Consider the following 24,986-nt stretch of genomic DNA (forward strand, 5'->3'; position numbering starts at 1 on the left):
TCAAGTGATCTCCCTCTTCTCCAGAATCATCGATTTGACCGGCTCAAAGCTTTTTCTATGGTGTTCACACGGTCCGTACTGTTGCAAAGCGTCCAAGTGGCCCGGTGTTCCATATCCTGCATTTTTATTAAATTGATAGGCAGGAAACTCTTTATGTAAATCGTCCATGATTGCATCCCGCGTCGTTTTTGCAAGAATCGATGCCGCAGCAATTACTAGACTTTGCGCATCTCCTTTGACGATGGAGGCGGTGGGACAGTCAGTGGCAAGTGCCATTGCATCCACCATGACAAAATCAGGACGGATAGTAAGCGCACGAACAGCTTGTTCCATTGAATCACGAGTTGCAGCATAAATATTCATGTCGTCAATTTGCTTGGCAGATTGTACGTGTACGTTATAATCGGTAGCGATTTCTTTAATAAGTACGGCCAATCTTTCACGATCCCTCTTTGCAATCCTCTTTGAGTCATCCAGTCCGATAAGTTTTTGGACATCCTGCGGCAAGATGACTGTTGCAGTGACGACAGGGCCCGCTAAAGGTCCTCTACCCGCTTCATCCACTCCAGCTACCAACGCACCTTCAAACGGCGCAAACGAAGTGTCAAACGCCATTTTGGAAACATGCATCGCTTGTATCTTCATTCTTTTATCGTAACGGCGGCTCCAACGTTCAAGTGCATTTTTCACGCCAGCCCGTTTATCAGCTGCGAGTTCTTCCATCCATTGCCCAGGTTCATCAACCGCAGCTAACATCTCTATGATTTCTTTTACTGTTTTCACGCTAATCACCTTTCGTACCCTTGATGTTTCTCCCTTGCTTATACTATCGGCTTGACTGCCGATTTTTCTACTCTTATCAATCGCGCCTCGGCGTGATTGCGTCCAGATTTTGAATTGAGCTTGTGCCTGCAGGACGCAGGTATGCAACAGGGAAAGATTGAACTCCATCTTTCCTTATTGCCGCAGAACGCGGCGTTCTTAGTCTGAGATCCTCTATTCAGCAGGAGTTTGAACCCCACTGAATTGAATGCATATCCAGCATTCATCCCACCACTTATTGAAGTGGGGGACTTCTGCTGAATTAAGTTAAATAAGAAAAGCCGATTGCCGCGGAAAAAATCCGAGCCGGCATCGGCCTATTCGTTCGTTTGTTGCGCTGTTGTATCGAATGTCAACTTACCTAGGTATTCACTTCGAATATCACGGATTACCAACTCGGCGACCTTGTCATAATCAACTTCTCCGCCTGGTGAGTACACTTTGCGTAGTGCACCAATGTGGTCAAAGGTTTGCCTGATATCTTCACCGACCGTTGTCAGACCGTATCGTTCTTCAAGTCGCCCAGGATAATTCGTTTCTAGGAAACGGAGGCCATATACAGCCAGATCTTCCATATTAACGATTGTGTCTTTAATGGCGCCAGTAAGTGCCAATTTGTAGCCGACTTCTTTATCTTCAAATTTAGGCCATAGAATACCTGGTGTATCAAGAAGCTCAAGTTCTTTTTCGAATTTAATCCACTGTTGCGCCTTTGTCACACCTGGTTTGTTGCCTGTTTTCGCAATATTCTTTTTGGCAAGTCGATTGATGAGTGTCGATTTTCCAACGTTCGGAATGCCGACAATCATTGCTCGGATGGCACCGGGACGAATGCCCCTCTTTTTCATTCTCTCAATTTTCGGTGCCAAAATTTCTTTTGCCGCCTTCGTAACTGTTTGCAACCCTTTTCCTTCGAATGAATTGATGGCTACTGCACGTATTTCTTGTTCCTCAAAATATCGAATCCAACGCGCCGTTTCAACTTCATCGGCAAGATCCATTTTGTTCAAGATGAGCAGACGCGGTTTTTGATGAATCACTTCGTCTATCATCGGATTTCTAGAGGAAAGAGGAAGTCTTGCGTCAATTAGCTCAAATACAATATCAACCAGCTTCAGATTTTCAGTCACTTCTCTTCGGGCTTTTGCCATGTGGCCGGGAAACCATTGGATTATCATTTTTCCAGCGCCCTCCATCAGTTAACAAACCCGAAATCTTTAATTGGCCAGAAGACAATACTCGTATTGCCGATAATCTCGTCAATCGCAACGGCTCCGATATGTCGCGAATCTTTACTCTTTCTTCTGTTATCACCCATTACAAAGACATGACCAGCTGGTACTACATTGCTTTGAATCTTTTCTTCAAGTGTGAAATCTTCCGTCAGAGTACCTTCAATAACCTCGGCTTTATACGGATCAAGATATGGTTCCTCATACGATTTCCCGTTAACGTATAATACGTCATCCCGGTATTCCACTTCGTCACCAGGAAGTCCGATTACCCGTTTGATGTAATCCTTTTTTTCCGGTGCATGGAAAACAACGATATCGAATCGATCAGGTTCGCCAATTGTATAACCGATTTTGTTGACAATCATCCGGTCGCCATTTTCTAACGTCGGCATCATGGATTCGCCATCGACTACAATGGGGGTAAAAAGGAATACACGGATTATTGCAGCAAGCCCGAACGCGATTAGTAATGCCTTCATCCATTCCCAAGTTTCATTTTTCTTCTTCTTTTCATTCATCAACAAAGCCTCCCGCATCCTACTGTCTTCTATTGTACAGTCTATTCAATTCCGAGGCAAAAAGAAAGGAGGCCGAATTAATGGCCCCCTGAATCTTCGTTTTATCGAATTTCTTTGATACGTGCAGCTTTTCCGCGTAGATTGCGAAGATAGTACAATTTCGCACGACGTACTTTACCACGACGAGTTACTTCAAGTTTAACGATTTTTGGTGTGTGTACAGGGAATGTACGCTCAACGCCAACACCGTTAGAGATTTTACGGACAGTGAATGTTTCGCTGATTCCGCCTCCACGACGTTTAATAACAACACCTTCGTATAATTGGATACGCTCGCGCGTTCCCTCTACGACTTTCACGCTTAGACGAACTGTGTCTCCCGCGCGGAAAGCTGGATGATCTGCACGAAGCTGATCTTTAGTGATTTCTGTAATGATATTTTGCATTAGTACCCTCTCCTTATCCACAGACATTCATGCATTTGTTGCCTTTGCAGCGGAACATCAGTCAGTATGCACTTCACGTAGAAGTACATAGTAGATAGTATCACAAAACAAAGGCATATGCAAGATGGTCTTTTACTTTTTTTCGCGTTTCAACTGTTTTAGATACTGTTGCTGGTGTTCAGTAAGCTGTGCATTATCGAGTAGATCCTTCCTACGCTCGAATGTTCGCAGAAGTGATTGTTCTTCACGCCACAAGTCCACTTTTCCATGATTGCCCGATAAAAGGACTTCCGGGACTTCCATGCCTTCGAAATTTGCTGGACGGGTATACTGAGGATGCTCTAGCAGACCGGTCGAAAAAGAATCCAGTATAGGAGAATCCACATTTCCAAGTACATTCGGCAATAATCTCACTACGCTATCAATGATGGCCATTGCAGCAATTTCTCCGCCCGTCAGTACAAAATCACCAATTGACAATTCATCCGTGACAAGATGCTCCCGGATTCGTTCATCGTATCCTTCATAGTGTCCACAAATAAAGATGACATGTTCTTCCTTCGACAATTCTTCTGCTTTCCGCTGGGTAAATCGTTCACCTTGCGGACACATTAGAATAACACGCGGTTTCTTCTCCAGACCTTCAGAAACAGCTTCGACCGCTGCAAATAGCGGTTGTGCTTTAAGCACCATCCCGGCGCCGCCTCCGTATGGGTAATCGTCGACCTTATGGTGCTTGTCCGTCGAGTAATCACGGAAATCCGTCACGTTGAATGAAACTGCACTATTCGTCTGCGCTTTTTTCATAATCGAAGAATGCAGTACACCATCGAACATACCAGGAAATAATGAAAGAACGTCTATTTTCATCACGATAAAAGGCCTTCCATTGGATCAATAATTATTTTTTTCGCATCAATATCAATTTCTATAACTATTTCCTCGGTATATGGAATGAGATGCGGCTTTCCTTTTTCCGGCGTGACAGTCCACACATCATTTGCGCCTGTTTCTAAAATCTCTGTCACCTTGCCAATGTCGATTCCTTCTGTTGTAAGGACTGTACAACCAATGATTTCATGATAGTAATATTCATTTTCTTCAAGCTCACCAAGATCTTTTTCAGAAACCATTAACACGCCATCCCGGTACTTTTCGACATCGTTAAGATTCGGATGATTATCAAACGTTAACAAGTCGAAATTTTTGTGCTGTCGGTGACTCGCAACCGTCAAATAAATGGGTGTCTTGCTATCAGGCATGAAGAGCGCTAGTTTGTTGCCTACTGTGTACCGTTCTTCAGGAAAATGCGTACGTGAAATAACACGCACTTCTCCACGTATACCATGTGTATTAACGATTTTCCCAACATTAAACCATTCCATAAATTACACTTCTCCTTTGCTAAAAAACGTAAGCGGCCGGATCGTGCCCGCCTTAAAATAACGGTCACTAGACAAAAAAGGAAGGAACATGGGCTCCTTCCTTTCTTACATCAATCTATTATAGCGATGTACACCTTTTTACCGTGGTGACTGCCTGCTGCTGAATAAACAATAGTACGAATCGCTTTTGCAACACGTCCCTGCTTACCGATCACTTTTCCCATATCATCCGGATTCACAGATAAGTTGTAGATAATACGATTATCATGCTCATCCATTTCGACCCGGACATCTCCGGGATAGTCGACTAACGGTTTGACGATTGTCTCAATCAGCTGCTTCATGGGCACCCCTCCTGATTACTTACCGAGTTTAGCGTTATGGTATTTTTCCATGATGCCTTGTTCAGAGAACAGGTTACGGACTGTATCAGATGGTTTTGCACCATTCTGAAGCCATTTGAGTGCTGCTTCTGCATCGATTTTTACTGTAGCAGGTTTTGTTAGTGGGTTATAAGTTCCCACTGTTTCGATTTGGCGACCATCACGTGGTGAACGTGAGTCCGCAACAACAATACGATAGAAAGGAGATTTATTTGCTCCCATACGTTTAAGACGAATTTTAACTGACATTTTTCCTTGCACCTCCGAATAGTTTCACACAAGATAGTATATTATCAAGCTTTCTCATGTTTGTAAAGTGTTTTTTCTTAACACCTAACTTTTTCTCCCGTAAAATCTCGATTTTATTTAAAAAAGGAGTCGAGTCCAGGCATTTTCATCTTCTTTTTCCCTTTTTGCTGCATACCGCTCATTTGTTTGACCATTTTCTTCATGTCTTCGAATTGTTTCAACAATCGATTCACTTCTTGAATGGAAGTTCCCGATCCCTTTGCAATTCGTTTACGTCGACCCGCATTGATGATTTCCGGTGTGTTACGCTCAGCCTTCGTCATCGAATAGATGACTGCCTCGACGCGTCCCATTTGGCCTTCATCGACTTTTGCATTCTCAAGCCCTTTGATTTTATTTGCACCTGGCATCATTTTCAATAGCTCATCGAGCGGACCCATTTTCTTCACCTGTTGGAGCTGATCAAGAAAATCGTCGAGTGTGAATGACTGCGTTCGGAACTTCTGTTCTAGTTCCTTTGCCTTATCTTCATCTACATTCGACTGTGCTTTTTCGATAAGGGACATGACATCACCCATACCCAGGATTCGCGAAGCCATGCGCTCAGGATGAAACGGTTCAAGCGCATCCATTTTTTCACCCATCCCGACAAACTTAATCGGTTTTTCAGTGACGGTCCGAATGGAAAGTGCTGCACCACCTCGTGTATCACCATCCAATTTCGTCAGGATGACGCCAGTGATTCCAACAGCATCGTCAAAATTTTGTGCGACGTTAACAGCATCTTGCCCGGTCATAGCATCGACCACAAGAAATACTTCTTCAGGTGTTGCAAGTTCGCGAATATCTTTTAGTTCCTGCATAAGCACTTCATCAATATGAAGTCTTCCCGCTGTATCAATCAGGACGACATCATGATGTTCTTTTTCCGCTTTCTCAAGAGCCTGACGGACAATTTCGACTGGAGAAATATCTGTTCCAAGAGAAAACACAGGGACCGTTAACTGCTTCCCAAGTGTTTCCAGTTGTTGAATGGCAGCGGGTCTGTATACGTCTGCTGCCACAAGGAGTGGATTCTTGTTATGCCGTTTACGAAGAACAGTTGCCAATTTCCCTGACGAAGTTGTTTTACCCGCACCTTGAAGCCCGACCATCATAATAACAGTCGGTGATTTCCGTGAAAATTGGATTGGGTTTTGTTCTCCACCCATCAAATTAGTCAGTTCATCTTTTACAATTTTCACGACTTGCTGGCCGGGCGTTAAACTTTTCATGACGTCTTGCCCGATAGCCCGTTCGCTAACTGTTTTGACAAACGTTTTTACAACTTTCAAGTTAACGTCAGCTTCAATCAAAGCAAATCGCACTTCGCGCATCATTTCCTTAACATCTGCTTCGCTAATTTTCCCTTTGCCCGTTATCTTTTGGAGCGTCCCTTGCAGGCGCTGGGCTAATCCTTCAAATGCCATGAACGTAGCCTCCTACTCATGATCTTTTAATGTGTTCAACAGGTTACGCATTGCTTCCGAATGTTCATCGGTATCTGTTATGAGCTGTTCTAGCTGATCGATAAGTTCTCCACGTTTCTGAAATTCAGAAAAGAGAGTGAGCTTTGCTTCATAGTCTTCAAGCATTGCTTCTGTCCTGCGAACATTATCATAGACAGCTTGGCGCGAAACGCCATATTCTCCTGCAATTTCTCCAAGCGAATAGTCATCTAAATAGTAGAGTTGCATATATAGTCTCTGTTTATCTGTCAGTAGCGACTGATAAAAATCGAAGAGGTAGTTAATGCGTGTTGTTTTTTCAAGCACGATTTATCTCACCCTTCTACTTGTTTCTTCCTATGCCATCATAGTATGAGGGTTGTTCGCTGTCAAGCTTATTTACTTGTCTATGGTGTCCGACGCTTCTGTTTCCTGTTCTAATCCATCTGCGAAAAGGCCATAGACGTATTTTTCAGGATCGAATGGTTGAAGGTCATCCATACCTTCACCAAGCCCTACAAATTTTACAGGAATTTTCAGTTTGTTACGTATGGCAAGAACAATGCCACCTTTTGCAGTTCCATCCAGTTTCGTCAAAACGATGCCTGTAACATTTGTTGCTTCTTTGAATGTTTGTGCCTGGACTAATGCGTTCTGTCCGGTTGTCGCGTCAAGTGCAAGGAGCACTTCATGCGGCGCACCTTCCACTTCATTGCTAATAATACGATGAACCTTTTCCAGTTCTTTCATCAAATTAACTTTGTTTTGTAATCTACCCGCTGTATCACATATAAGAACATCCACATGACGGTTTTTCGCTGCACGAATGGCATCGTACATGACCGCTGCAGGGTCTGACCCCTCGGATTGACGAATCACTTCCACCCCGGCACGCTCGCCCCATACGACGAGCTGTTCAATCGCTCCTGCACGGAATGTATCTCCCGCAGCAAGCATAACAGTTTTACCTTCTGCCATGAGCCGTGCGGATAACTTACCAATGGTCGTCGTCTTACCGACTCCATTGACGCCTACCATTAAAATGACGGTCAATCCATCCGCCTGAATGTTCAACTTGCTATCCATTTTTTCTCCGGCTTCATATATCTCAACAAGTTTTTCAGAAATAACGGACTGAATTCCCGCGGTATCTTTCATATTCTTTCTCTTCACTTCAAGTTTAAGCTGGTCTATTAGTTCCATGACCGTTTCAAAACCTACATCTGCCTGTAGTAATAATTCTTCCAGTTCCTCGAAAAATTCTTCATCGATAACTCTGAAACGTGCAACGAGGTCATTCACTTTAGAAGTAAACTGATTGCGCGTTTTGGATAATCCATCTTTGAATTTCTCAGTTACTGTTTCATTTGTACCTGTAATCTTTTCTTTTAACTTTTTAAAAAAAGACAATACGGATCACCCCTTTACATAATTGCTTCTTCCGGAACATCGGATAATTTAACGGAGATCAGGCTCGAGACACCTGATTCTTGCATCGTAATACCGTACAGGACATCTGCACCTTCCATTGTTCCTTTTCGATGCGTAATAACGATAAACTGTGTCTTTTCCGAAAACTTTTTCAAATATTTACTGTATCGTATGACGTTCGCTTCGTCCAGTGCGGCTTCGACTTCATCAAGAATGCAAAACGGCACAGGACGTACCTCGATAATGGAAAATAGAAGTGCTATAGCTGTCAGTGCACGTTCACCGCCTGACAGAAGACTTAAATTCTGCAGTTTCTTGCCCGGGGGACGCGCGAGAATATCTACGCCTGTTTCCAGCAAGTTATCTGGTTTAGTCAGGATAAGATCCGCTTCGCCCCCACCAAACATTTCTTTAAATACAAGCCTGAATTTACTTTGCACAGCATTGAAAGTTGTAGAAAAACGTGTCGTCATTTCCATATCCATTTCGGACATCGCTTCATGCAGAGTATTCTTCGCTTCCATTAAATCATTTCGTTGTTCATCTAAAAAGGCATGTCGTTGCGATACTTCGGAGAATTCCAGAATAGTGTCGGGATTAACAGGACCAAGTGTTACAAGTTCACGTTTGAGGGTCTCAACCAGATCTTTTGTTTGTTGCTCGTCAAAATCGGTTGGAAGTTCCAAATCAGGGTGCAATCCATAATCATCCAGTAATCTTCCGACTACGGTTTCATACTTCACTTCTAAACGCGACATGAAAACCTTAGCTGCATTTACCGCAGTATTGGCTTGGTCAGAAAGGGCTCTGAATTGCCTTAGTACCCCCTCATTTTCTTCCATTTTAGTGTCAAGTTCAGCCCGGCTAGCCCTGCTTTGCACAAGTGCAAGTTCAATCGATTCTTTTTCGAGTGAAGCATGGTCAATCTGTGAAGCAATTTCTTCAGTACTCAATTCGCTTCCTTCTATACTACCAGTAAAGAACTGTAATTCATCTTTCAATGAAGTGAGCTTTTTGTCGATTTGTCCCCCCGTGAGTACCATTTCGCTTATTGATGATTGTTGATATGTTTTTTGTTCGCGAAGTACAGCCACTTGTTCACGCAAGCTATTATAACGACTTGTCAGCGTAGCCTCTTCGTTACGCCTATCTGCCGCAAGACGTTCGAGCGTTTCAACTTCTAATTGAATCTTTTCGAGCTCCTGTTCGACAAGTGTATGTTTTTCCAGGAGTTTCACTTTCTTTTTCCCAAGCTCAGATCCGGTATTTTCTGCTCCATGTCTACTCATTTCAGTTGTTGCAACTTCTGCTTCGACTGATTTTATCGATATATCAGCTTCCCGAATTCTGGATTCTGCAGACCCAACCTCAATTTGAAGACTTTCAATCGAAGTACGGTATTGCTCTGTCTCATGTAAAAGTTTTGCAACTTTCATTTTCGAATCTCCGATTGTCTTTGTCGCGTTGTCGATTGAAATGGCCATCTGTGTAAGTTGAGTTTTTAAAGTCTCTAGCTCAGCTTTTCTTGTGAAGACTGATGTTTGCCCTTTTACTCCTCCACCTGTTAAAGAACCTCCGGCATTTACGACATCACCGTCAATTGTCACAACGCGGTATCGATAACCTATTAACTTCGCAATGGCAGATGCACCCGAGAGTGTTTTGGCAACAATTGTGTTACCAAGAAGGTTTTCTGTAATGATGGCGTATCCTGCACCCGTCTGGACGAGGCTGTCAGCTGTGCCTACAAATTCAGCATGCTGCTCGATTGGCCGTAGAAGTGCTGGTTGGATTTTCCGTGACTTCATAACATCTCTAGGAAGGAAAGTTGCCCGCCCTCCGTTTTTCGCTTTCAAGTAGGCAATCGCTTTCCTTGCCTCTTTTTCAGTTGACGTAACAATATGTTGCATCGCACCACCAAGTGCCGTCTCGATTGCTTTTATATAGTCCTTTTCAACGGAAATAAGTTCCGCTACCGCTCCATTGATACCTGTTAACTTTCCGGACTTATTCGCAATAAGAACTTCTTTTACCCCTGAATAGAAACCTGAGAAATCCGCTTCCATGCTTTCAAGTGCCCGCAACCGTCCGCGCATTTCATGTTGTTTATTTAGCGCCCTTTGGAACAATTCCTGCTGTTCTCTCAATTCATTTTCAACTTTCCGTGTAGCTTGCATATAGGAATGGTAAGATGCATCTGCATCGGTCAGTTTCTGCTTTAATAGTGTTAGGTGCTGGGCCTTTTGGGATCTTTCTTCTCTTAATTCAGCGAGTCGCTTTTTCAATAATGAGGTATGTTCCATTATTTTTTGTGATGAAGTCTTTTCACCAGTAAGACGTTCTTCCAAATGTTTTAAATCGTTACGTATTGTCGCTTCTTCGTTCAAACAATCAATATATGCTGATTTTAATTCTTCGATTTCATTTTCTGTTTCTCTTACAGACCGTTTCAGTATTTGAGAAATACCATTCATTTCGGTTATTGTCGTTGCGTATTCCATTTCAGTGCCTTCCAATCGTTCTCGGGCGGAAGCAAGTTTCAGAGACAGTTCTGACTGCTCTTTTTTCGCCTCCGTTAGATTGATTTGAAGTTTGTCTTTCTGGAAATTAGCATTTTGCCTTTTTTCAAGCGACAACAATCTTCTGCCTTCCCACTTTTCAGTTTCCGCACTCACATTAACAAGTCTCTTTTGCAACACATCGATTTGCTCATCCAAATCTGTGAGCTGTTTTTTTAAGCTAAGGGAAGTTTCTTCTGCTTTACTCGTTTCAACTTCTAAACGGTTTTTTTCCTTCTTGTTTAGTTCCATTTCACCAGACTTCTCCTGTAACTCAACCCAAAGACTTTGTGCATCGTAATTGAGCGACAGGACATCTGCATTGCGCATTTTCTCTGAAAGAATTGCATGCTTTTCGGCCGCTTCAGCACTTTTTTTTAATGGACCAATTCGAGAATCAAGCTCTTTTAGGATATCGAGTACGCGATCTAGATTGTCTTCTGTTTCAAAAAGCTTGTGCTCAGCTTTCTTTTTCCTCGTCTTATACTTCAAGACGCCTGCTGCTTCATCGAAAATACTTCTTCTATCTTCAGGACGGCTATTCAGTATTTCGTCAACACGACCTTGAGAAATAATGGAGAATGCTTCCTTTCCAAGTCCTGAATCCATGAATACATCATTAATATCTTTTAATCGGCATTGCTGCCCGTTTAATAAATACGAACTATCTCCAGAACGAAATACCCGTCTGCTTACACTGATTTCGGTATAAGCAAGCGGAAATAAGCCTTTGCTATTATCCAAGATAAGTGTCACTTCAGCAAAATTAAGCGGTTTACGCGAATCACTTCCTGAAAAGATGACATCTTCCATTTTGGATCCCCGAAGTGACTTGGCTGATTGTTCACCAAGCACCCAACGGATAGCATCGGTTATATTACTTTTACCACTTCCATTTGGCCCAACAACAGCTGTAACACCCGGGACAAAATCGATACCGATCCGTTCAGCGAATGATTTGAACCCAATGATTTCAAGTCTTTTAAGAAACACAGTTAAATCTCTCCTTCAGCCTGCCGCGTGCTTAATTCTTGGATTGCATGGCGGGCTGCCTCCTGTTCGGCTTCTTTCTTCGATTTCCCTAAACCCGTTCCGAGATCTCGATTATCAAGCCTTACAACGGTGACGAACTTTTTCGCGTGCGCCGGACCTTTTTCTTCGATAATTACGTACTGAAGAAGGCCATTATTCGTTTGTTGAACTATTTCTTGCAAACGACTTTTATAATCCATCACATGCGAAAAAACACCGACACTGATTTTTGGAAAGACAACAGTTTCCAAGAATGGCGTTATAGCTTCCATTCCTTGGTCTATGTACAACGCGCCTATGAACGCTTCAAATACATCGGCAAGAAGAGCCGGTCTCAAACGACCGCCAGTTTGTTCCTCACCTTTACCAAGCAGGATGTAATGACCAAACCCAAGCTCTACAGAGAACTTCACAAGTGAGGGCTCACAAACGATAGCTGCTCTTAGTTTCGTAAGCTCCCCTTCCGTCATATTCGGCTCTGTGGAATAGAGGTATTTGGATACGCCTAGCTCGAGTACAGCATCCCCTAGAAATTCAAGTCTTTCATTATCCGTAAAATTCTTTCTCCGATGCTCATTCACATATGATGAATGTGTGAACGCGTTGTATAGTAGTGATTTGTTTTTGAAATGAATATCAAGTCTTTGTTGAAGCTCATCAAAATTGGTTAAAACCTCTTGCGGAAGTGATGCGAATGCGTTTTTTCCTTTACTACGTTTACTGTTCATATTTGATTCTGCCTTTCAATGCATAATGCATATAATTTTACTCTTTTTGAAGGCTAAGTGCAAAAAATATCACAAAGAACCGAAAAGAGACCTTTCAATCCTTTATGAAAAAGGATGAAAGAGCCTCAAACGGGATTTCCATTAATTCACTTTACTTTCAATATACGAAACTGCACTACCGACAGTCGCAAGTTTTTCAGCGTCATCATCAGAAATTTCCATATCGAATTCATCTTCTAATTCCATTACTAATTCAACGACGTCCAATGAATCTGCGCCGAGATCATCACGGAAAGAAGCTTCCAATTTAATTTCACTTTCATCGACGCCAAGGCGATCGACAATCACTTTAGTTACACGTTCAAGTACTGTAGACAAATTTGTCACCCCCTTTCAAATCAAAAGCGAAGGCGCCTTGGTCAAGAGCGACAACTGCTATATATATTGAAATAAAGACTTCCATTGAATCCGTTGCGGCGCTGGGGGATGCCTCCCGCCACAAGCCAGACAGCTTCGCCGTCAGTCTTGTGGCGGGAGGCTACCCCTTTTAAGGCGCCTACGCTCAGTTTATATAGCTATTCATTTGTTCAACCTATATAGAAATATAAAAAACCCTTATTACATAACCATTCCGCCGTCGACATGAATGGTTTGCCCTGTAATGTAAGCAGCGTCTTCGGATAAAAGGAACATCACCGTACGTGCAACATCGACAGGATTTCCTAATTTACCAAGTGGAATGAGTGACAACATTTCACTTTTCATTTTTTCATCCAACGTATCTGTCATATCCGTCGTGATAAACCCTGGGGCAACTGCATTGACGTTAATATTACGGGATGCCAATTCTTTTGCAGCAGTCTTTGTAAATCCAATGACGCCCGCCTTTGCAGCAACATAGTTTGCCTGACCAGCATTTCCCGAAACGCCGACAACAGAGGCTACATTGACAATTTTACCAGCACGTTGCCGCATCATTTGCCGTGTTACACCTTTTGTACAGAGAAAAACACCTTTAAGGTTAATATTGATGACATCATCCCACTCGTGTTCTTTCATACGCATAAGTAAATTGTCTTTTGTAATTCCAGCATTATTGACAAGCATATCAATTGAACCAAAGCGTTCCAACGTTTGATCAATCATGACTTTTACACTATCTGCATTCGAGACGTCTGCTTGTATCGCAAAAGCTTCTCCACCAGCAGCTGAGATTAATGCCACCACTTCATCCGCCTTGTCCTTATTGCCACTATAGTTAACTGCAACTTTTGCTCCCTCGTTTGCAAGGAGGAGTGCAATTTCACGCCCGATTCCACGGGAAGCGCCCGTGACAATTGCTGCCTGTCCTTCAAACCTGCCCATTAAGACCACCCTTTCGAAGCTTCGATTGCCGCCTGCAAGGTTTCTTCATCGTAGACAGATAATAGCGTTGCACTTTTGTCTATTTTTTTTACCAGTCCACTAAGCACTTTACCAGGTCCACACTCGATGAAATGTGTGACTCCCAAATCTAGCAATGTTCGGATAGAATCTTCCCACAGGACAGGTGAATATAATTGTTCAACGAGCAACCCTTTAATTTCTTGAATATCGTTGACGACGGACGCGTTGACGTTCGCAATGTAAGGAATCTCTACTTCATCCATTTCTACTTTATCCAACACTGCGGCAAGTTTTTCTGCAGCGGGTTTCATGAGTGATGAATGGAATGGTCCACTTACTTCAAGAGGAATTGTTCGTTTTGCTCCTGCTTCTTTCAAGCTGACGCAAGCTTTTTCAACACCTAACTTAGTGCCGGAAATAACAATTTGTCCAGGACAATTCAAGTTAGCTGGTTGAACTGCAAAACCTTCCGCCGTGATTGAATCCGTCACTTCTTTCAACTTGTCTACATCAAGGCCAAGTATAGCTGCCATCGCACCTTCTCCTGCTGGAACTGCTTCATTCATATACAGTCCACGTTTATGGACTGTAGACACACCCTCTTCGAATGAAAGCACGCCTGACACGACAAGAGCCGTATACTCGCCTAAACTATGGCCTGCTGTGTAATCAGGTAAAATGCCTCCTTCAATCAATCTATCCGCAATCATTGATCCAACGGTTAATAAGGCTGGTTGTGCATTGTACGTTAACGTCAATTCTTCTTGTGGACCTTCAGTGATTATCTTGCTTAGTTGAAAACCTAGTACGCGATCGGCTTTCTCGAAATAATAGTTGCTATCGCCATACTTTTCTATAAGTTCTTTTCCCATACCAACGGATTGCGACCCTTGTCCAGGGAATATAAATGCTACTTTTGTCATTGATTTTCCACCTTTCCTACTGTTTCACGGATTGTACCACAGACATCATACTGTGCCATTGTTCGCGCTTGTCTAATCGCATTCAAAATCGCATTTGCATTAGATGACCCATGTGCTTTAATAACAGGTGAATTCAAACCAAATAACCCAGCCCCGCCATATTCCGTATAATCCATTTTATGTTTCAACCCACGTAAATCATCTTTCACAAGTACAGCAGAAACTTTAGATTTCAACGAAGAGCTAAAAACCTCTTTTAACATTGAAAAGAAAGCTCCGGCTGTACCTTCAATCGTTTTCAGTACCATGTTTCCTGTAAATCCATCTGTGACAACAACATCTGCCACACCCGTCAGTAAATCCCTGGATTCCACATTACCGATGAAATTGATGGGTGCTTCCGATAAAACCTGGTAAGCCATTTTCGCAAGTTCATTGCCTTTTCCTTCTTCTGTCCCGATATTCAATAGACCGACACGGGGACGATTAATGCCACGAACCTTTTCAGCGTAAATGCTCCCCATGACCGCATATTGTCCGAGTTGGGAAGGCTTCGTATCAGCGTTCGCACCCATATCCAATAATATAAATCCCGTTCCGTCCACAGTAGGAAGCGTTGTTGCCAGTGCCGGTCGTTCGATGCCGTCAATGCGTCCCACGACAAACAATCCCGACGCCATAAGTGCACCCGTATTGCCAGCGGATACGCATGCTGCCGCTTGTCCATCTTTGACTGCTTGCGCCATTCTGACCATGGAGGCATCTTTTTTTCCCCGAATCGCACGGACCGGTTCGTCATCGGCTTCAATCTTTTCTGCACAGTGAATGACTTGTAGCCTGGCGTGTTCTTTAATATAGGGCGCCATCACTTCTTCGTCACCGTAAATATGTATATGTATATCTTCAAATGCTATAAGGCTTTCCAAAGCTCCTGCAACGATTTCACCAGGAGCGTTATCCCCGCCCATTCCATCTAATGCAATGATCATAACGATTCCCCCAACTTCCCGTCCGTCGTTCGATACATGTAAAATTCACCCGTAAATACAGTCTCATCATGAACTGTGGACACAACGTTCACAAGCGTCCTGTTTGCTGTAAGACTTTCTTTTTCCACTTCCGCCCGCGCAACGACCCTATCACCGGCCTTTACCGGTCTTACGAAATGAATTGTTGATTTCACTGTCAAAGCGAGGTCGTCATCCATAACCGCAACGGCAAGTGAATTTGCTTGAGCAAAAAGATGATGTCCTCTCGCAATACCGTTTCGCTGAAACACATGATCTTCAGTAACATCAAAGATTGATAATGCTTTTGCATCTAATTCTAGATCGACAATATCCCCAATAATTTCATCTAGATGAAGGGATTTCACTTCTCCGTTCATCGTCCGCGACGCTACAGTTTTCAAGCGTTCACGGAGTTCCGGGATTCTACATTCAAGTCTATCCAAACGAATTGTTTGAACGCTCACGGTAAAATGCTCTGACAATGCCTCATCTGTCAGAAAAGGATTCTCTTCTAGCAACAAGCCAAGCAGTCGTTGCCTTTCCTTTTTGGGCCTTCTCATTGTTTCACCTTCCGGATTAGCACTTGGAATTAGTACTTGGTATTAAACCTAGTATATAAACACAGAAAAAAGAATGCAAGTCCAGAAAGCGAAAACAGTTAAATTTATTGCCAACAAAATTACGAAACGACTTAAAATACCCAACCTTAGTTAGTCTATCCGCTCACCACTTAGTGCGCCAGACTGCTCGAGCGAAAATCTAAGAATAGCATATTCAGGACTATCCCAAAACTCGGGTGATTTCAAAAACTTTTCTGCATCTTTCCTTGCTGTCTCAAGCGCTCGGTAGTCATGAACAAGATCTGCGACTTTGAATTCAGGCATCCCACTTTGTTTCTTACCGAAGAAGTCGCCTGCTCCTCTTAGTTCAAGATCCTTTTCTGCCAATATAAAACCATCATTCGTTTCTGTCATCGTTTGCATCCGTTCTTTTCCCTCTTCGGTCTTAGGATCGGCAAGCAACACACAATACGACTGTTCCGCTCCCCTACCCACACGTCCTCTTAACTGGTGCAGTTGTGCAAGTCCGAAACGTGTCGCATCGTAAATCAACATAAACGTTGCGTTCGGAACGTTTACACCAACTTCTACAACAGTCGTAGAAACAAGGACATCGATTTCGCCGTCACTAAATGCCCGCATAATCGCGTCCTTTTCATCCGAATGGAGTCTGCCATGCATGAGGCCCACTGTAAATCGACCTTTAAAATGGATTGATAGCTGGCTATGAACATCAACCGCATTTTGGACATCCAACTTGTCGGACTCCTCAATTAGTGGACAAATCACATATGCTTGACGACCAGCTTGAAGTTCATTTTCCATTTTGCGTAAAACCGGATGTAACGAATCCTCTTTAAGCCAATGTGTCTCGATTTTCTTCCTACCTGCTGGTAATTCATCCAGGTTGGACACATCCATTTCGCCAAAGGCGGTAATTGCAAGCGTACGCGGTATCGGTGTCGCAGTCATGAATAACACATCGGGTGTCAATCCTTTATCACGAAGAATACGGCGCTGTTCCACACCAAAACGATGCTGTTCATCCGTAATAACAATACCCGGATTTTTGAACAGGACATCGGGTTGAATAAGGGCGTGAGTACCGATTAGCAAATCAATTTCTCCTGACTCAAGCTTAACCAGTAGCTCCGCTCTCGCTTTTGCTTTCGTGGACCCCGCAAGAAAAGCGACAGTAACGCCATGGGGTTCGAGCCATCCGGCGAGAGAGTCAGCATGTTGTTCCGCTAGAATTTCCGTTGGCGCCATCAGAGCCCCTTGAAAGCCCGCTGTAATAGCCGCATACAATGCAATTGCTGCAATTACAGTTTTACCAGATCCGACATCGCCTTGTAGCAGTCGATTCATTCGTGTCGCGCTTTTTAACTCCGCGCATAATTCATTAACGACCCGTTTTTGAGCTGTAGTCAATTCGAATGGTAACGAAGCGATAAAGTTTTTTACTTTTGTCAAATCGTAATCAATGACAACGCCTTTCTCTGCTTCTTTCCTTGCTTTTTTCATACCTTGCATTTTTAACTGGAATATTAATAGCTCCTCATATACAAAACGTCTCCGGGCATGTTTTACATCGGCGGGGCTCATTGGGAAGTGAACCATTTCTAACGCCTTTTCGATGGCGGGTAATTTGTATAAGTCTAGGATGGTAGCAGGAAGCGATTCCTCATGCTGTCCAATTACTTCATTCAGTGCATTCCGCATAAATCGGCGAAATGTCTTTTGATGCATCGCACCTTTTAAGCTATAAACAGGTTCGAAGTCTGCCTGTTCCATCTTCGGCCCATCTTTAAAATTACTGACATTAATCACTTGTCTACCCCGGTCCCACTTCCCGGTAACAGTGACAATCATTCCGGGAGAGAGTCGGTCTTTGAGATAATGCTGATTGAAAAAGACCGCCTTAACCAGGTGCCTGCCTGCTAGAAGACGGACTTGAAGACGCGATCTATTTTTCCCTAAAAAAAGAACGGAAGGCTCACTTTCGACCCTTCCCTCAATCGTGACCCGTTCATTATGCGGTGTTTCCGATAAATCTTTTAACCTGAAATCTTCATGACGGTACGGGAACGTCATGACTAGATCACGAATTGTGGAAATACCGAGCGCTTCCAGTTGTTCACCCGCCGCTTTCCCAATTCCCTTAACCTTTGTTACAGGGTCAAGAAGTGACGCTACCACTATCTACCTTTGCAGTGCCGAAAATTTTAGCTTCCAGCGCCTTCCCTGTCGGTGTGGCAGCCAATCCACCTTTAGCAGTTTCCCGTAATGCTGAAGGCATCGATTGCCCTATTTTGTGCATCGCTTCAATTACTTCATCAGTCGGTATAGTACTTACAACACCCGCAAGTGCCATATCAGCACCAACAACCGCTTTAGCTGCACCCATGGCGTTACGCTTCACGCAAGGGACTTCAACAAGACCTGCAACCGGATCACAAACGAGTCCCAGCATGTTTTTCATAACGATGGAAAAAGCTTCAGCACTTTGTTGCGGCGTGCCTCCAGCCATCTCAACGATAGCAGCAGCGGCCATTGAACCCGCTGAACCCGTCTCCGCTTGACAACCACCTGCAGCTCCTGAGATGGATGCATTGTTCGCGACAACAAAGCCAAATGCGCCTGACGTAAACAAGTAATTGATCATTTGTTCACGTGTCGGATTTAGCCTATTTTTCACAGCAAAAAGTGTTCCCGGAACGATACCAGCAGCTCCAGCAGTCGGTGTTGCGCAAATGGTCCCCATTGCTGCATTTACTTCATTCGTTGCAACCGCTTTACTAATTGCATCCATAATTAAATCACCTGACAGCGATTTCCCTGTCTTCATGTAATTTTGAAGTAAAACAGCATCTCCACCCGTCAAACCGGATTTCGAATAAACGCCTTCCAAGCCTTTTTCCACGGCATTTTCCATAACCGTCAAATTGGCATCCATCTGTGCGATGATTTCTTCTCTGGTCCGTTTTGTCATAAGTACTTCTTGTTCAATCATAATTTCTGAAATAGGCTTGCTTTGTGATTCAGCTAGTGCCACGAGCTCTTTAACATTACTGAATAATACTTCCATCTATTTTCACTCCTTAGTTTGCCAGCGTCGAAACTTGTGTAACATGCTTTAATGTTTTCAGCTCATCTATTAATGCTTCATTGATGAATTGATCAACTTCAATAACCATGAGTGCCATTTCACCCTTTTCTTTTCTGCCACATTCCATATGGGCAATATTGACTCCTTGTGACGCAAGTGAATTGGAAACGCTTGCAATGACACCCGCTCTGTCCTCATGCACAATTAAAAGTGCCGGGAAATGTCCGGACAGCCGAAGTGGAAACCCATTAAGTTCTGTAACTTCCATTGTTCCACCACCAATGGAGATACCAATCAGCTCCATAACCCCATCTGTATCTCCAATCACAAGACGGGCTGTATTCGGGTGTTCCGCTTCTTCCTCTTCAGGAATGAATTCATATGTTAAACCGAGTCGATCAGCTTCTTCGAATGCTGTTTTGATTCGCTCGTCAAATGTATCGTAATCAAGTAATCCACCAATAATTGCAACGTCCGTCCCATGCCCCTTATATGTTTCTGCGAATGAACCATATAGATGAATTTTCGCCCATTCCGGTTGCCTACCGAAAAGCGTACGTGCAACACGCCCAATCCGAGCAGCACCCGCAGTGTGTGACGACGAAGGTCCAATCATGACCGGACCTATAATATCGAAAACCGATCTAAATTTCATTCAAATGCCCCCTATTTTGAAACATAGTATCCTAACTAGTTTACAACAATTATATCACTAATTCAAAAATAAGAATCTTATTGTCACGCATACAAAAACAGTGCGCCAACTTGTAGCCGCACTGTTTCCTTTGTTTTTATTCAACCGAAATAATATATGGATATAATGGTTGTTTCCCATTATAAAGTTCAATTTCGACTTGGCTAAAGCTAGTCCCGATATAATCTGCAAGAGATTCCGCTTCGTCTTTACTAACATCTTTCCCGTAAAGAATTGTCACAAGCTCGTCCGTTTCCTCAATAAGTGAAGATAATAGCGCTTTTGCAACTTCGTCAAGCATGGATGCTGATTTAACAATTTTCCCAGCTTGGATTCCCATGAAATCGTCTTTCGTAATGTGGACACCATCAATCGTCGTATCTCGCACTGCGTGTGTCACTTGTCCAGTTTTCACATGTGCTGCTGCCTCGGTCATCGCTTCGGCATTTACTTGAATAGACGCTTCTGGATTGAACGCTAAAATCGCGGCTAATCCTTCAGGCACCGATTTCGTCGGAACAACAGCAGCTTCTATCCCGATTACTTCTGCGGCCTGTTCCGCAGCCATGATTATATTTTTGTTGTTCGGTAAAATAAGAACGCGTTCAGCACCAACCGCTTCAATCGCCTTGACGATATCTTCCGTCGAAGGATTCATCGTCTGACCACCTTCAATAACGGCGGATGCTCCCATACTTTTCAGCAATTCAACCACGCCCGAACCCATTGCAACAGTAACAACTGCATAAGGATGTTTAACCGCTGTTTTTGGAGTAGACTGATCAGCTGTATGGTTCTCTCCTACGATTTCTACGTGTTGTTGACGCATGTTTTCAATTTTTATTTTGATGAGAGAACCGAATTGTTGCCCGTAATTTAAAGCGTCACCCGGTTCTTCTGTGTGAATATGTACTTTTGCAACTTCATCATCGGAAATAACAAGAAGTGAATCCCCGAACTCGCTCAGTGCGTTACGAAAATTAGTTTCATCATATGGATTCGATTTTGTCTTTTCAGCTTCAAAACGAACCATGAATTCCGTACAATAGCCGAATTCAATATCTTCCGTATTCATAAATCCTTGTACACTTCGATGATGTTCTGCGTTAACAAGGTCATCCATCGATTCTACAATCGTTCTTGCCGGAAGCTCTTCGCCTTTTAGACACGCTAAAAAACCTTCATAAACATAGACAAGCCCTTGTCCACCACTATCGACAACGCCGACTTCTTTTAAGACTGGCAATAAGTCAGGTGTTCTTTCAAGAGAGGCTTTCGCTTCATCAAGAATCGTTTCCATTACTGCGATGAATTCGTTTGTCGATTCCGCTTTTGCCACACCCGCATTAGCAGCATCTTTAGCAACTGTTAAAATCGTTCCTTCAACGGGCTTCATAACAGCTTTATAGGCCGTTTCAACTCCGTATTTTAAGGCCGCAGCAAACTTTTCGCCATCGATTTCCGCTTCATTTTCAACCGCTTTGCCGAAGCCTCGGAATAATTGTGATAGGATAACGCCAGAGTTTCCTCTCGCACCCATCAGTAGGCCTTTGGAAAGTGCCTGTGAGGTTTGACCCAAATGAACCACTGCATGGGCATCCGTTTCTTTCGCTCCCGAAGTCATCGATAAGTTCATATTTGTACCTGTATCTCCATCGGGTACAGGGAACACATTCAAAGAGTCTACATAATCAGCATTTTGATATAGATGTTGACTACCAAGTCTCACCATTTCCGCAAATTTCAAACCATCTATGGATTTCATTGAAATTACTTCCTCCTTCTACAGGTTTGTCACACGGACTCCCTGGACAAAAATATTAACCGATTTTACAGTCATTCCAATTGTCTTCGTTAATGTATATTTTACTTTAGATTGCACTTGGTAGGCGACTTCCGAAATTTTCGTTCCATAGCCGACAATGACATACATATCGATATGAGTAGCTTCTCCAACATTACGAACAATGACGCCCCGACCATAATTTTCTTTCCGAAGTATTTCGGTCAGACCATCCCGGATTTGATGTCTTGAAGCCATTCCAACAATTCCGTAACATTCAATTGCCGCTTCTCCGACTACCTGGGCGATGACATCATTCGTAATATCGATCTTGCCGAATTCGTTCTTCACTTCGATTGACATAATTATGTCCCCCTCCTGCATCCATTTTCACTTTCCTCATTGTACTATACCTATCAACATAAGAAAAGAAAGCAATTCAGATAAACTAAAAGGTGTAAAGGTAATTCACTTGAAAGTTGTCCCGAAAAAGGTTGCATCCCTCATTCTCATATGGTACATTATTATAGCATGCGAATAAAAAAGTGTATCGCTTAATCTTCATTCGCGAGGAGGTACTACAATGGCTAAAGTTTGTGTAATTTCAGGTCGCAAAGCCCGTGCAGGTAATTCGCGTTCACACGCGATGAACGCTAATAAACGTACATGGGGTGCAAACCTTCAAAAAGTCCGTATTCTCGTTAACGGTAAACCTAAAAAAGTCTGGGTCTCTGCTAGAGCTCTTAAATCAGGTAAAGTTCAACGCGTATAATGGATTTCAACTAAAATGCCAGCCCTTATGAAGCAACCCTGTTACGGGATGCTTAAGGAGCTGGCATTTTAACGGAGTAAAACGTCAAGCTGAATTTCTTCAGCTTGACGTTTTTTCTTTTTTCCTTTTTTTAGTCTTTTTACTAGCAGTAGATTTCGATGGTGCCTCTTTCTGGAATACAACCATGCACTTCCTGACAAAACCGCTTACAGCCTTTGGCAACGTAAATGTATAAACCCGCAATTCCCCACTCCTTTCAGGAATCTGAACTCCTTACCATTAAGCATATGCCCTCTTGGAATGATATAGTACAGACTTCTTCAGTCGGTTCGTTGCTTGTGAATTTCGTCATACCTGTTTCAAGTGTTTCGTTCTGTGTATCGTACCTGAAACCGAGTAATGTAAGACCAGTAACATTTCCACCAAACGAGAAGAACGATATGTATGGAAAACGCTTGTCAGTTGGTAAATCGTAGGTGCCTGGTGTCAAGATGGATAATTCATTTGTCTGATTACAAATTATAAACTGTGTATCACTGTAAGTCGTCTGCAGTCGGTAAAGTAGATGCAAATTAGATTCTGTATGATCCAGTCTTCCCCCTGTCACACCGGTCAACAGAATCCGTTCAGGGCGATACGATAGCGCACGCGCCACCGCAAGTTCAGTATCCGTTTCATCCTTCTCCGATTTAAACAAGTCGACAGTCGCGACTGACGCTACTATTTTTTTATATTCTTCTTCCGTTACAGAATCAAAATCACCAACTGCTTCATGCGGGACAATTCCCTTTTGCAACAAATGCATTGCCCCTCTGTCCGCACCGATGAAAACCGTATCCTCTTTTTGGAATCTAGTCAGATTAGCGATTTCTGTAATTGGACCCCCTGCACAGACAACAGCGAATTTCATTACTTCAGTACACGCTCACCGGCTGCTTTGATACGTTGCAATGCTTCAGCCCGGTTAGGTGCATTATAAATAGCAGATCCCGCAACGAGAATTGTTGCTCCCGCTTCTACACAAGGGATAATCGTCTCTTCATTGATACCGCCATCAATCTCGATTTCAATTGATAAGTTTTGCTCTTGAATGATATCGGCCAGCTTTTTCACTTTGGGAATGACTGAATGGATGAATTTCTGCCCTCCGAATCCAGGGTTGACAGTCATAAACAAGACTAGGTCTGTTTCCTCCAATACATGAAGAATCGTCTCAATCGGTGTATGCGGATTAAGGACAACACCCGACTTTGCACCGGTTGAACGGATTAATTGCAATGTACGGTGTAAGTGGGTACATGCTTCAACATGAACTGTGATGTAATCGGCTCCCGCTGCGGCAAATTGTTCTACGTAACGCTCAGGATTTTCAATCATCAGGTGGACATCTAGTGGTAGCTTTGTTATTGGTCGTAGCGCTTCAACAACAATTGCGCCCATAGTGATATTCGGGACGAAATGGCCATCCATCACATCAATATGAATGAGTTCAGCGCCCGCTGCCTCTACTTCTCTTACTTCCTCAGCCAACTTTGAAAAGTCAGCTGCTAAAATCGAAGGTGCTAGTTTAATCATTTTTATCGTACCTCGGCTTCCGTTCAGTTATTTCTTGCATGAACTGTAAATAATTATCGTAGCGACTACGAGGGATTTCCCCTTTTTCCACTCTTTCCTTGATTGCACATTTCGGTTCTTTCAGATGAAGGCAACCGCGAAACTTACACATTGACGATACTTCCTCCATGTCGATAAAATAATGCGGCAATTCTTCACGTTCGATATGATCGAAATCAAGGGAACTAAAACCGGGTGTATCTGCAACTAATCCGCCTGCCACCTCTAAAAGTTCAACATGACGTGTTGTATGCTTACCTCGCCCCAATGCCTGTGATATAATTCCGGTTTTAAGCCCAAGTTTAGGTAATACGGTATTCAAGAGAGTGGATTTCCCAACACCGGATTGTCCTGCTAGGACAGTCGTTTTTCCTTCAAAATACGGTTTTAATATTCCAGAAAGACCTTCATCTCCAATTGAAGTTTTAATGACATCATAACCGATTTGTTCGTAGTATGCCGCTACTTTCTCCACCTTTTCAAATTCTTCATCAGTCACCAAATCTTTTTTCGTCAGACAGATGATTGGCTTGATATCAAATGATTCAACAACAACGAGAAAGCGGTCTAAGAGATGCGAGCTAAAAGCTGGTTCCACGATAGAAAAGACTAGAAGAGCTTGATCGACATTAGATATAGGTGGACGAACAAGTTCGTTTTTCCGTTCATGCACAACCGTTACCATCGCATTATTATCTCCGTCGGGCACATAGGTCACAAAATCGCCCACGAGCGGATGGACCCCTCGATTCCTAAATACACCGCGTCCTTTGCACTGTATTAATTGGCCGTCATTCTCTACGTAATAAAACCCACTAATCGCTTTTCTAATTTGTCCTTCTGCCATCCAATCACCTCTTT

28 protein-coding genes are annotated in these 24,986 nt (G+C 43.1%); 1 reads left to right on the forward strand and 27 read right to left on the reverse strand.

What is annotated here, in order from left to right; translation table 11 throughout:
- The 23 genes from FILTAD_RS11695 to FILTAD_RS11805 form a co-directional block, all read right to left on the reverse strand.
- Positions 1-783: a ribonuclease HII gene (locus FILTAD_RS11695; protein WP_124070940.1), complete on the reverse strand. Its 783-nt coding sequence runs from the start codon at positions 781-783 to the stop codon at positions 1-3.
- 356 nt (positions 784-1,139) lie between these two features.
- Positions 1,140-2,000 carry a ribosome biogenesis GTPase YlqF gene (ylqF, locus tag FILTAD_RS11700; RefSeq protein WP_124070941.1) on the reverse strand — a complete coding sequence of 287 codons (861 nt, stop codon included), beginning with the start codon at positions 1,998-2,000 and terminating at the stop codon, positions 1,140-1,142.
- Between the two features lie 17 nt (positions 2,001-2,017).
- On the reverse strand, positions 2,018-2,575 hold the full coding sequence (gene lepB / locus FILTAD_RS11705) for a signal peptidase I (RefSeq protein ID WP_203229700.1): 558 nt from the start codon (positions 2,573-2,575) through the stop codon (positions 2,018-2,020).
- 101 nt (positions 2,576-2,676) lie between these two features.
- Positions 2,677-3,021 carry a 50S ribosomal protein L19 gene (gene rplS, locus FILTAD_RS11710; protein WP_124070942.1) on the reverse strand — a complete coding sequence of 115 codons (345 nt, stop codon included), beginning with the start codon at positions 3,019-3,021 and terminating at the stop codon, positions 2,677-2,679.
- A 132-nt stretch (positions 3,022-3,153) separates the two neighbouring features.
- The gene (trmD, locus tag FILTAD_RS11715) at positions 3,154-3,891 is read right to left on the reverse strand and encodes a tRNA (guanosine(37)-N1)-methyltransferase TrmD (protein WP_124071233.1); all 738 of its coding nucleotides are present in this window, start codon (positions 3,889-3,891) and stop codon (positions 3,154-3,156) included.
- On the reverse strand, positions 3,891-4,406 hold the full coding sequence (rimM, locus tag FILTAD_RS11720; protein ID WP_124070943.1) for a ribosome maturation factor RimM: 516 nt from the start codon (positions 4,404-4,406) through the stop codon (positions 3,891-3,893). The genes trmD and rimM overlap by 1 nt, the downstream gene beginning before the upstream one ends.
- A gap of 110 nt (positions 4,407-4,516) precedes the next feature.
- Positions 4,517-4,750: a KH domain-containing protein gene (locus FILTAD_RS11725; RefSeq protein ID WP_124070944.1), complete on the reverse strand. Its 234-nt coding sequence runs from the start codon at positions 4,748-4,750 to the stop codon at positions 4,517-4,519.
- Between the two features lie 15 nt (positions 4,751-4,765).
- A complete protein-coding gene (gene rpsP / locus FILTAD_RS11730; RefSeq protein ID WP_124070945.1) occupies positions 4,766-5,038 on the reverse strand; it encodes a 30S ribosomal protein S16 in 273 nt (90 codons plus the stop codon).
- Between the two features lie 113 nt (positions 5,039-5,151).
- The gene (gene ffh / locus FILTAD_RS11735) at positions 5,152-6,507 is read right to left on the reverse strand and encodes a signal recognition particle protein (protein WP_124070946.1); all 1,356 of its coding nucleotides are present in this window, start codon (positions 6,505-6,507) and stop codon (positions 5,152-5,154) included.
- A 12-nt stretch (positions 6,508-6,519) separates the two neighbouring features.
- Positions 6,520-6,852 carry a putative DNA-binding protein gene (locus tag FILTAD_RS11740; RefSeq protein ID WP_203229701.1) on the reverse strand — a complete coding sequence of 111 codons (333 nt, stop codon included), beginning with the start codon at positions 6,850-6,852 and terminating at the stop codon, positions 6,520-6,522.
- Positions 6,853-6,924: 72 nt separating this feature from the next.
- Entirely contained in the window at positions 6,925-7,935 is a 1,011-nt protein-coding gene (gene ftsY / locus FILTAD_RS11745; protein WP_124070948.1) for a signal recognition particle-docking protein FtsY, read from the reverse strand.
- 14 nt (positions 7,936-7,949) lie between these two features.
- On the reverse strand, positions 7,950-11,507 hold the full coding sequence (gene smc, locus FILTAD_RS11750) for a chromosome segregation protein SMC (protein ID WP_124070949.1): 3,558 nt from the start codon (positions 11,505-11,507) through the stop codon (positions 7,950-7,952).
- Between the two features lie 2 nt (positions 11,508-11,509).
- Positions 11,510-12,274 (reverse strand): ribonuclease III, encoded by a 765-nt coding sequence (rnc, locus tag FILTAD_RS11755; protein ID WP_124070950.1) that lies wholly within the window; start codon positions 12,272-12,274, stop codon positions 11,510-11,512.
- A 141-nt stretch (positions 12,275-12,415) separates the two neighbouring features.
- The gene (acpP, locus tag FILTAD_RS11760) at positions 12,416-12,652 is read right to left on the reverse strand and encodes an acyl carrier protein (RefSeq protein WP_124070951.1); all 237 of its coding nucleotides are present in this window, start codon (positions 12,650-12,652) and stop codon (positions 12,416-12,418) included.
- A gap of 240 nt (positions 12,653-12,892) precedes the next feature.
- The gene (gene fabG / locus FILTAD_RS11765) at positions 12,893-13,639 is read right to left on the reverse strand and encodes a 3-oxoacyl-[acyl-carrier-protein] reductase (RefSeq protein WP_124070952.1); all 747 of its coding nucleotides are present in this window, start codon (positions 13,637-13,639) and stop codon (positions 12,893-12,895) included.
- Positions 13,639-14,583 (reverse strand): ACP S-malonyltransferase, encoded by a 945-nt coding sequence (fabD, locus tag FILTAD_RS11770; RefSeq protein WP_124070953.1) that lies wholly within the window; start codon positions 14,581-14,583, stop codon positions 13,639-13,641. Before fabD ends, fabG begins: the two co-directional genes overlap by 1 nt.
- Positions 14,580-15,572 carry a phosphate acyltransferase PlsX gene (gene plsX / locus FILTAD_RS11775; protein ID WP_124070954.1) on the reverse strand — a complete coding sequence of 331 codons (993 nt, stop codon included), beginning with the start codon at positions 15,570-15,572 and terminating at the stop codon, positions 14,580-14,582. The genes fabD and plsX overlap by 4 nt, the downstream gene beginning before the upstream one ends.
- A complete protein-coding gene (gene fapR, locus FILTAD_RS11780; protein ID WP_124070955.1) occupies positions 15,569-16,153 on the reverse strand; it encodes a transcription factor FapR in 585 nt (194 codons plus the stop codon). Before fapR ends, plsX begins: the two co-directional genes overlap by 4 nt.
- A 150-nt stretch (positions 16,154-16,303) precedes the next feature.
- Positions 16,304-18,352 (reverse strand): ATP-dependent DNA helicase RecG, encoded by a 2,049-nt coding sequence (gene recG, locus FILTAD_RS11785; protein WP_124070956.1) that lies wholly within the window; start codon positions 18,350-18,352, stop codon positions 16,304-16,306.
- Complete coding sequence (gene sdaAA, locus FILTAD_RS11790; RefSeq protein WP_124070957.1) at positions 18,333-19,241, reverse strand: L-serine ammonia-lyase, iron-sulfur-dependent, subunit alpha; 909 nt, start codon at positions 19,239-19,241, stop codon at positions 18,333-18,335. The genes recG and sdaAA overlap by 20 nt, the downstream gene beginning before the upstream one ends.
- A 13-nt stretch (positions 19,242-19,254) precedes the next feature.
- Positions 19,255-19,917: an L-serine ammonia-lyase, iron-sulfur-dependent subunit beta gene (gene sdaAB, locus FILTAD_RS11795; RefSeq protein WP_124070958.1), complete on the reverse strand. Its 663-nt coding sequence runs from the start codon at positions 19,915-19,917 to the stop codon at positions 19,255-19,257.
- 136 nt (positions 19,918-20,053) lie between these two features.
- Positions 20,054-21,721 carry a DAK2 domain-containing protein gene (locus FILTAD_RS11800; protein ID WP_124070959.1) on the reverse strand — a complete coding sequence of 556 codons (1,668 nt, stop codon included), beginning with the start codon at positions 21,719-21,721 and terminating at the stop codon, positions 20,054-20,056.
- Positions 21,722-21,739: 18 nt separating this feature from the next.
- Complete coding sequence (locus FILTAD_RS11805) at positions 21,740-22,102, reverse strand: Asp23/Gls24 family envelope stress response protein (RefSeq protein WP_124070960.1); 363 nt, start codon at positions 22,100-22,102, stop codon at positions 21,740-21,742.
- 220 nt (positions 22,103-22,322) lie between these two features.
- On the opposite strand from FILTAD_RS11805, the gene rpmB reads away from it, so the two are divergent.
- Positions 22,323-22,511 carry a 50S ribosomal protein L28 gene (gene rpmB / locus FILTAD_RS11810; protein WP_124070961.1) on the forward strand — a complete coding sequence of 63 codons (189 nt, stop codon included), beginning with the start codon at positions 22,323-22,325 and terminating at the stop codon, positions 22,509-22,511.
- Between the two features lie 99 nt (positions 22,512-22,610).
- Here the strand turns inward: rpmB and spoVM are convergent, their stop codons facing one another.
- The 4 genes from spoVM to rsgA are packed head-to-tail and all read right to left on the reverse strand — an operon-like array spanning position 22,611 to position 24,972.
- Positions 22,611-22,754, reverse strand: a complete 144-nt coding sequence (gene spoVM, locus FILTAD_RS11815; protein ID WP_124070962.1) for a stage V sporulation protein SpoVM — start codon at positions 22,752-22,754, stop codon at positions 22,611-22,613.
- A 13-nt stretch (positions 22,755-22,767) separates the two neighbouring features.
- Positions 22,768-23,421, reverse strand: coding sequence for a thiamine diphosphokinase (locus FILTAD_RS11820; RefSeq protein WP_124070963.1), 654 nt, complete (start codon positions 23,419-23,421; stop codon positions 22,768-22,770).
- Positions 23,421-24,086, reverse strand: coding sequence for a ribulose-phosphate 3-epimerase (gene rpe / locus FILTAD_RS11825; RefSeq protein WP_124070964.1), 666 nt, complete (start codon positions 24,084-24,086; stop codon positions 23,421-23,423). Before rpe ends, FILTAD_RS11820 begins: the two co-directional genes overlap by 1 nt.
- Positions 24,079-24,972, reverse strand: coding sequence for a ribosome small subunit-dependent GTPase A (rsgA, locus tag FILTAD_RS11830; protein WP_124070965.1), 894 nt, complete (start codon positions 24,970-24,972; stop codon positions 24,079-24,081). Before rsgA ends, rpe begins: the two co-directional genes overlap by 8 nt.
- Positions 24,973-24,986: the final 14 nt, after the last annotated feature.

This window comes from Filibacter tadaridae, assembly GCF_900609045.1.
In the GTDB taxonomy this organism is placed as follows: domain Bacteria; phylum Bacillota; class Bacilli; order Bacillales_A; family Planococcaceae; genus Sporosarcina; species Sporosarcina tadaridae.